6 protein-coding genes are annotated in these 6609 nt (G+C 72.2%); all 6 read left to right on the top strand.

Features of this window, described 5'->3' with window-relative positions; all coding sequences use genetic code 11:
- Positions 1-77: 77 nt before the first annotated feature.
- Positions 78-707: a Holliday junction branch migration protein RuvA gene (ruvA, locus tag FNQ90_RS08695; protein WP_182605834.1), complete on the top strand. Its 630-nt coding sequence runs from the start codon at positions 78-80 to the stop codon at positions 705-707.
- Positions 704-1828: a Holliday junction branch migration DNA helicase RuvB gene (gene ruvB / locus FNQ90_RS08690; RefSeq protein ID WP_228470976.1), complete on the top strand. Its 1125-nt coding sequence runs from the start codon at positions 704-706 to the stop codon at positions 1826-1828. The genes ruvA and ruvB overlap by 4 nt, the downstream gene beginning before the upstream one ends.
- A 195-nt stretch (positions 1829-2023) precedes the next feature.
- Positions 2024-2533 (top strand): preprotein translocase subunit YajC, encoded by a 510-nt coding sequence (gene yajC, locus FNQ90_RS08685; protein ID WP_323379847.1) that lies wholly within the window; start codon positions 2024-2026, stop codon positions 2531-2533.
- Positions 2534-2670: 137 nt separating this feature from the next.
- Positions 2671-4581 carry a protein translocase subunit SecD gene (gene secD, locus FNQ90_RS08680; RefSeq protein WP_323379846.1) on the top strand — a complete coding sequence of 637 codons (1911 nt, stop codon included), beginning with the start codon at positions 2671-2673 and terminating at the stop codon, positions 4579-4581.
- Position 4582: 1 nt separating this feature from the next.
- Positions 4583-5794, top strand: a complete 1212-nt coding sequence (gene secF, locus FNQ90_RS08675) for a protein translocase subunit SecF (protein WP_182605832.1) — start codon at positions 4583-4585, stop codon at positions 5792-5794.
- 29 nt (positions 5795-5823) lie between these two features.
- Complete coding sequence (locus FNQ90_RS08670) at positions 5824-6375, top strand: adenine phosphoribosyltransferase (protein ID WP_143618700.1); 552 nt, start codon at positions 5824-5826, stop codon at positions 6373-6375.
- Positions 6376-6609: the final 234 nt, after the last annotated feature.

Raw genomic sequence — 6609 nt, 5'->3', positions numbered from 1 at the left:
GCGCTGGACCGTCTGGAACGCGCCCGCGCCGGGGCCCGGCGCGCCACCCCCGCCCGAGCTTCCGAGGACACCCGCCCATGATCGCCTTCGTCGCCGGCCCCGTGGCCGCCCTGGGCCCCGACACCGCCGTCGTGGAGGTGGGCGGGATCGGCATCGATGTCCGCTGCACCCCCGACACCCTCTCCGGGCTGCGGGTGGGCGAGCCCGCCCGCCTGGCCACCTCCCTGGTGGTGCGGGAGGACTCCCTGACCCTGTACGGCTTCGTCGACGACGATGCCCGACGAACCTTCGAACTGCTCCAGACCGCCGGGGGAGTCGGTCCCCGGCTCGCCCAGGCGATGCTCGCCGTGCACCGTCCCGACGACCTGCGACGGGCGGTGGCCACCGGTGACGAGAAGGCGCTCACCGCCGTTCCCGGCATCGGGAAGAAGGGCGCGCAGAAGCTCCTGCTGGAGCTCCGCGACCGCCTCGGGGCGCCGGTCGGCACGGCTCCCCGCCCCACCGCCGTCGCGTCGCGGGAGGACTCCTGGCAGGAGCAGTTGCACGCGGCGCTCACCGGCCTGGGATGGTCCGCGCGCGAGGCCGACCGAGGCGTGCGCGAGGTCGAACCCGAGGCCGCCGCGCGCATCGCGGAGGGCGCCCGTCCCGAACTGCCCGTCCTGCTGCGCGCCGCGCTGCGCCGGCTCGGAGCCGGGAGGGCCGGATGAACGACTTCGCGCAAGGGGCCGGGGGAGCCTCGGACGGGGCCGCGCGGCGGTACGAGGAGGAGGTCCCCGGCATCGCACGGGAGTCGCGGGACCGGTTGGTCGCCGCCGCCCCGGACGGGGAGGACCGCGCGGTGGAGGCCGCCCTCCGTCCCCGCGACCTGGGCGAGTTCATCGGCCAGGAGCGGGTGCGCGGGCAGCTGGATCTGGTGCTGAAGGCGGCCCGCGCGCGGGGGGCCACCGCCGACCACGTGTTGCTCTCCGGCGCCCCCGGCCTGGGCAAGACCACCCTGTCCATGATCATCGCCGCCGAGATGGAGGCGCCCATCCGGATCAGCTCCGGACCGGCCATCCAGCACGCCGGTGACCTGGCGGCGATCCTGTCCTCCCTCCAGGAGGGCGAGATCCTCTTCCTCGACGAGATCCACCGCATGTCCCGGCCCGCCGAGGAGATGCTCTACATGGCGATGGAGGACTTCCGGGTCGACGTCATCGTCGGCAAGGGCCCCGGGGCCACCGCCATCCCGTTGGAGCTGCCCCCCTTCACCCTGGTCGGTGCCACCACCCGGGCCGGTCTCCTGCCGCCGCCGCTGCGTGACCGATTCGGGTTCACGGCGCACATGGAGTTCTACGCGCCGGCCGAGCTGGAGCGCGTGATCCACCGCTCCGCCGGACTGCTGGACGTGGAGGTCCGCCCGGAGGGAGCCGCCGAGATCGCCGGGCGCTCCCGGGGCACCCCCCGGATCGCCAACCGGCTGCTGCGGCGGGTGCGCGACTACGCCCAGGTGAAGGGTGACGGCCTCGTCACCCGGGAAATCGCCGCCACCGCGTTGGAGGTCTACGAGGTGGACGGTCGGGGCCTGGACCGTCTGGACCGGTCGGTGCTCAACGCGTTGTTGCGGCTCTTCGCGGGCGGCCCGGTGGGTCTCTCCACGCTCGCCGTCGCGGTGGGGGAGGAACGCGAGACCGTCGAGGAGGTGGCCGAACCCTTCCTGGTCAGGGAGGGTCTGCTGGCCCGCACGCCGCGCGGTCGGGTCGCCACTCCGGCGGCCTGGAGCCACATGGGACTCACCCCGCCACGGCAGCGAGGGGAGGGATCGGACGGAAGTCTGTTCGAGGAGTGAGCGCCCGGGGCGTGCGCCCGAACGGTGGAGCGCGCCGTACGGTGGAGCCGTCGGCGCGGAACTTACCCGGTGTCCACGACGTTGTTAGGCCGGTAATGCCTCGCTTAGACTGCGCCGATGCCGGCCCCGGGGCCGGACCGTCCACCCACACGCCAGGCCACGTCACACCGGCCACATGAAGGAATAACCTCCGCCGTGGAACTCTTCCTCCCGCTCATCCTGCTGATCGGCGTCATGCTTCTCATGTCCCGTTCGGCCCGAAACAAGCAGCGCCAGATGATGGAAATGCGCGATGCGATGGAACCGGGCACCGGTGTCCGGACCATCGGCGGCATGTACGCACTGGTCAAGGAGGTCCGTGAGGACTCCGTGCTGCTGGAGGTCGCTCCGGGGGTGCCCGCGCTCTACACCAAGACCGCGATCGCCGCCGTGCTCGACGCCGACGAGTACCGGAGGATCGTCAACGACGAACCCTGGCCCGAGGAGGACGGTGAGTCCCCCGTGGTTCCCGACGACGCGTCCTCGCTGACGGGCGGGGGCGGCACCGACCGGCCCGCCGACGGTGAGCCGGACAAGCCGATCGGGCTGGACAAGCCCGCCGACGCCGCGGGGGAGACCCCCGACGCCGCGGACACCGGGGAGACCTCCCGCCGCGACCGCCGCGACGGCTCCGCCGAGGACGACGGGAACGGGCCCCGGTCCTGATCCGCCGGGCGGCACCGGCCCGGGTCGGCACCGCCCCGCAGGACCCTCCCCCCACACCCCGTTCACAACCGCCGACACCCGCCGAGCCGTGCCGCGACCACCGGGCGCGGGCCGCAGGACAGAGAGAAGACGAGAAGGTGGCTGGACCGAATCAGGACTTCAGGTCTCCCGGAAAGGACCTCAGGTCCGCGCAGGCCAAGCCCGGCCGCGCACTGGTTGCGCTGTTGCTGCTGGTGGTGCTCCTCACCGCCGGTATGTTCCTCACCGGTGCGAACACCCCCCGCCTGGGCATCGACCTGGCGGGTGGGACGAGCATCACGCTGAGCGCCACCGAGGACTCCCGCAACGAGGGGGCGGTCAACGAGGAGAACCTCGCGACGGCCGTGGACATCATCGAGCGCCGGGTCAACGGCCTGGGCGTCTCGGAGGCCACCGTCCAGTCCCAGGGTGACCGCAACATCGTGGTGAACATCCCCCGGGGCACCGACGAGACCCAGGCCCGCGAGCAGGTGGGCACCACCGCCCAGCTCGGGTTCCGTCAGGTGCTCTCGGTGCAGCCCGCCTTCGCCCTCCCCGAGGGCGAGGACGGAGTCGAGCCCGGGACCGGCGAGGACGACGGGGAGACGGCCGAGGAGCCCGGGGCGGAGGGCGACACCGAGAGTGACGCCGAGGGCACCGGCGAGGACGGCGAGGAGACGGACGGCACCGACTCCACCGACCAGAGCCTGCGGGCGCCGGGCACCTCCACCGGGGTGACCACCGTCACCAACGCCTCCTTCCGCACCGACGAGACCACGGACGGGGCCGCCGAGGAGACCGACTCCGCCGACGAGGGGACCGCGCAGGAGGACGGCGAGGAGACCCCGGGCGAGGAGTCCGATGAGGACGGGGCCCCCGCCGAGGGCGAGGAGGGCTTCGAACTGCCCGAGGCCGAGTCCGGTCTCGCCGCCGAGCTCGCCGCCCTGGACTGCTCCACCGCCGAGGCCCGTCAGGAGGCCCGCTCCGCCGCGGCCGACGCCGCCGACGAGGACCCGATCGTCGCCTGTGACGAGGAGGGCTTCTACAAGTACGAACTGGGCCCGGTCGCCGTGCCCGGCACGGACATCACCGGCGCCGACTCGGTGTACGACACCCAGCAGGGGCTGGGCTGGATCGTCACCATGGACTTCAACTCGGAGGGCGCCCGCAAGTTCGCGGACATCACCGCCCAGCTGGCCACCGAGTTCGAGCCCCGCAACCAGTTCGCCATCGTCCTCGACGGCGAGGTCCGCTCCGCGCCCCGGGTCTCCGAGCGCCTGGGCGGCGGCAGCGCCATGATCCAGGGCAACTTCGACTCCGAGACCGCCGGTGCCCTGGCCAACGTCCTGAAGTTCGGTGCCCTGCCGATCACCTTCGAGATCGCCAACGTCAACACGGTCTCCCCGACGCTGGGCAGCGAGCAGTTGCGCGCCGGCCTGATCGCCGGCGGTATCGGCCTGGCCCTGGTCTTCGGTTACCTGATCTTCTACTACCGGGCGCTGTCCGCGGTCGCGATCGCCAGCCTCGTCCTGATGGCCGGTCTCACCTACGTCATCATGACGCTGCTCGGCCCCGCGATCGGTTTCGCGCTGAGCCTGCCGGCCATCTGCGGCGCCATCGTGGCCGTCGGCATCACGGCGGACTCGTTCATCGTGTACTTCGAACGGGTGCGTGACGAGGTGCGGGCGGGTCGGCCGATCAGGGCGGCGATCGAGCGCGGTTGGCCCCGGGCCCGCCGCACGATCATCGTCTCCGACGTGGTCTCCTTCCTCTCCGCGATCGTGCTCTTCCTCGTCTCGGTCGGATCGGTCCAGGGCTTCGCCTTCGTGCTCGGCCTGACCACCGCCCTGGACCTGATCATCGTGTTCCTCCTCACCAAGCCGCTGCTGACCCTGGCGGGACGCCGCAAGTTCTTCGCCAAGGGCCACAAGTGGTCCGGGCTGGACCCCAAGCGCCTCGGGGCCAGGCCGCCGATCCGTCGCACCGGCCGTCGTCCGGTCCCCGTCACCGCCGAACCGAAGGAGGCCTGAGATGGCGAGCCTCTCCACTCTCGGCGCCAGGATCTACCGAGGCGAGACCGCCTACGACTTCGTGGGTCGGCGGAAGTTCTGGTACGCCGTCTCCATCCTCCTGGTGATCGTCTCACTCACCGGCCTGGGCGTCCGCGGTCTGTTCCTGGGCGTGGAGTTCCAGGGCGGCGCGGTCTTCACCGTCCCGGCGAGCGCCGAGCTGTCCACGGACGACGGTCGGCGGATCGCCGAGGACGCCTCCGGCAACGACGCCCGGGTGCAGGAGTTGGGCAGCGGCGCTCTGCGGATCCAGGTCACCGGCCTGGACACCGATGAGTCCGATGTCGTCCGGGCCGTGATCGCGGACGAGGTGGGGCTGGAGCCCACCCAGATCGACGCCGAGCTGGTCGGTCCCAGTTGGGGCCAACAGATGACCACCAAGGCATTCCAGGGAATGATCGTCTTCCTTGTCCTGGTGACGATCTATCTGGCCTTCGCCTTCGAATGGCGGATGTCCCTGGCGGCCCTGGCCGCGATGACCTTCGACCTCCTGGTCACGGTCGGCGTCTACGCGCTGGTCGGCTTCGAGGTCACCCCCGGCTCGGTCGTCGGCCTGCTCACCATCCTGGGCTACTCGCTCTACGACACGGTGGTGGTCTTCGACAAGGTCCAGGAGAAGACCCGCGTCGTCCACAAGCAGAGCCGGTACACCTACGGCGAGCTGGCCAACCAGGGCATCAACTCGGTGGTGGTCCGTTCGATCAACACCTCGGTGACCGCCCTGCTGCCGGTGGCCGGTCTGCTGTTCATCGGCACCGGTCTGCTGGCGGGCGGCATGCTCAAGGACATCGCGCTGCCGCTGTTCGTGGGTCTGGCCGCGGGTACCTTCTCCTCCATCTTCATCGCCACCCCGCTGGTGGTGGACTTCCGCCTCCGCGACCCGGAGATCGCCGCGCACAACCGCCGCATCCTGGACAAGCGGGCCGAGCGCGGCACCGGCACCCCCTCCCCGGCCGCCCACGGCCGGATCGAGGACGAGGGGAACGGCGACGCCGGGGAGACGGGGGGCCCCGAGGACACCGACGCCCCGCGGACCGGCGAGGGCGCGGCCACCGTCCCGGGGCCCGGCAACGGTGGTGACGGGGACGGGGACAGTGAATACGTGACCGTCCAGCGTCGTCAGCCGGTCTCCCGGTCCCGCGGTCGCGGGCGCCCCTCCGGGAAGCGCCGGTGAGCGCGCCGGCCGGGGTGCCCGGCGAACCGCTGACCCTGGTGTCGGAGACCCAGCGCCGCCTGCTGCTGGAGCGGATCAGGGACGTCCCCGACCACCCGAAGCCGGGCGTGGTCTTCAAGGACATCACCCCCCTGCTGGCCGATCCTGCCGCACTGGCGGTGGTGACCGACATCCTGGCGGCGCTCTGCCGACGGCACGGCGCCACCAAGGTGGCCGGTCTGGAGGCGCGCGGATTCATCCTCGCGGCTCCGGCGGCGGTCCGGGCGGGCATCGGTTTCATACCGGTCCGCAAGGCGGGCAAGCTGCCCGGAGCCACCCTGGCCCAGAGCTACGAGCTGGAGTACGGCACCGCCGAGATCGAGCTGCACGCCGAGGACCTGGGGCCCTCGGACCGGGTGCTGGTGATCGACGACGTGCTCGCCACCGGCGGGACCGCCGAGGCCTCGTTGCGGCTGATCCGCCGCACCGGTGCCGATGTCGCCGGTCTGGCGGTGCTGATGGAACTGGCCTTCCTGGCCGGACGCCGGCGTCTGGATCCGGCCCTGGAAGCCGCCCCGTTGGAGGTTCTGCTCTCCATCTGAGAGGTGCCGACACACCTCGGCCGCCCCTCGACGCGACCCCGGTGTCCGCTTCCGCCACGTACCGGCGGGAGCGGACACCGGGGTCGTCGCGTCCGGGCCCTCCGCCGTCTCGGGCGGTCCTTCGGGGGGAGCGCCCGGGGCCCGGTCGCTACCATGGCATTCCGAACGTCTCCCGGGAGCGCTCTTGCCAGACCAGACCCAGCCGCGCACCCCCGCCGGGCGGCACCCCCGTGA

The organism is Streptomyces alkaliphilus (assembly GCF_014141535.1).
GTDB lineage: Bacteria > Actinomycetota > Actinomycetes > Streptomycetales > Streptomycetaceae > Streptomyces > Streptomyces alkaliphilus.
This window is presented reverse-complemented; position numbering and strand designations above follow the sequence as displayed.